At 34.1% G+C, this 217-nt stretch carries 1 protein-coding gene; it reads left to right on the top strand.

Going from position 1 to position 217, the window contains the following annotated elements:
- Nucleotides 1-217: DDE-type integrase/transposase/recombinase (locus APS80_RS10460; RefSeq protein ID WP_157064355.1), on the top strand; the 217-nt coding region annotated here is incomplete at both ends.

Consider the following 217-nt stretch of genomic DNA (forward strand, 5'->3'; position numbering starts at 1 on the left):
ATATCTGAAATATTAAGGGAACGTGGTGTAAACGTTCATCATTCAACGGTCTACCGTTGGGTTCAAGAATATGCCCCAATTTTATATCAAATTTGGAAGAAAAAGCATCAAAAAGCTTATTACAAATGGCGTATTGATGAGACGTACATCAAAATAAAAGGAAAATGGAGCTATTTATATCGTGCCATTGATGCAGAGGGACATACATTAGATATTT

This window comes from Staphylococcus auricularis, from assembly GCF_001500315.1.
Lineage (GTDB): Bacteria > Bacillota > Bacilli > Staphylococcales > Staphylococcaceae > Staphylococcus > Staphylococcus auricularis.